Below are 1,207 nucleotides of genomic sequence, written 5' to 3' on the forward strand. Positions count from 1 at the left end.
GGGTATGGTGCACAGGGTTTTAACTGAAAACTGTAATAGTGTTGTACTTGGTTTTATTTTCAACAGTCCCACTATCTCAATGGATGGCAAGGGACGAGCCACAGATAATATCTGCATTGAGCGCTTTTGGATAAGTGCAAAATGCGAAAGAATCTATTTGAACGAATACCAATCTATCCGTGAATTAATGACTGATGTAGATGATTATATTGAGTTTTATAACCATCGAAGATTCCACGAAACATTGGCATATAAAAAACCAATGGATGTGTACCAAGAAAGTATAAAATTAAATCAAGAAAAAGCGAGGGCTCTTAAGGAATTCTATATAATAAATTTTAAAAACGTTGTCAGAGGTTTTGGGGTAATGTATTTCTTAGTAAAAATTACAACAAAGTAGCGTTTTTTATTATAGAGTTTCTTGTTCCCGAAGTCTATTTTTTATATTGAGCCAATAGTTTGTTAATAACAGGTGACATCTTCTTCTTAACACTTGCCCATTTTTTTAATGATAAAGACATAGATCCTCCGGTTATATGATACTCAGCATAACCAATTTTTTTGTTTCTTTTAAATAAACGAAGCTCTGCATGTGATAAGTAAGGTGTAAGATCCCATGATCTTAATGCAGTATATGTTAGTTTATATTCGCATATATTAGGCACAGGGGCGTTATACATTTTAGTTGTAATTCCATGGTTTTGAAAAACATCTGCTATTGTAGTTGTAAAATTAGCAACAATTACTTTAGGATTATTTTCAATACATACATGGGAGATATTATGTATTTTACTTACTGGACGAACATTAATAGATGTACACCCTGCTAATATGATTAAGGGTAAAGTAATTGTATATATTTTTATTTTTTCAAAAGTTAAATCCTAAGCAGTTTGAGATATCATAGTATACATGACGAATTCAACCCATAAGTGCAACACTTCCATTTAAAAAATAGTCTTTGCCAGTCATCTTGGCAAAGACCTCAAATGGGGTCTTGTACCCCAAGCATTTCCTAGGTCTATTATTCATTAAATCTGTTGCCCTAAATGCTTCTTTCTCACTCACATTATCCAAAGCCATTCGCTTAGGGAAGAATTGCCTTAACAGTCCATTGTGATTCTCGTTTAAGCCCCTTTCCCAACTATGATACGGCTTGGAAAATAGTGTTACAGTCAAGATTTTCTGCTAGCTTTTCATGCCAACT

Annotated in this window: 2 protein-coding genes and 1 pseudogene; 1 reads left to right on the forward strand and 2 read right to left on the reverse strand. The window is 33.3% G+C overall.

The genetic code is table 11. The features are described from left to right. Positions 1-400, forward strand: a 400-nt coding sequence (locus tag BAZSYMA_RS09130; RefSeq protein ID WP_143243189.1) for an integrase core domain-containing protein, incomplete at its 5' end; no start/stop codon positions are given. A 34-nt stretch (positions 401-434) separates the two neighbouring features. Here the strand turns inward: BAZSYMA_RS09130 and BAZSYMA_RS09135 are convergent. Further along, a complete protein-coding gene (locus BAZSYMA_RS09135) occupies positions 435-866 on the reverse strand; it encodes an Sbal_3080 family lipoprotein (protein WP_090718341.1) in 432 nt (143 codons plus the stop codon). Between the two features lie 55 nt (positions 867-921). After that, positions 922-1,207: pseudogene (locus BAZSYMA_RS09730) on the reverse strand (transposase); the annotation flags it as partial.

The sequence above is a fragment of the Bathymodiolus azoricus thioautotrophic gill symbiont genome, from assembly GCF_001298715.1.
In the GTDB taxonomy this organism is placed as follows: Bacteria; Pseudomonadota; Gammaproteobacteria; order PS1; family Pseudothioglobaceae; genus Thiodubiliella.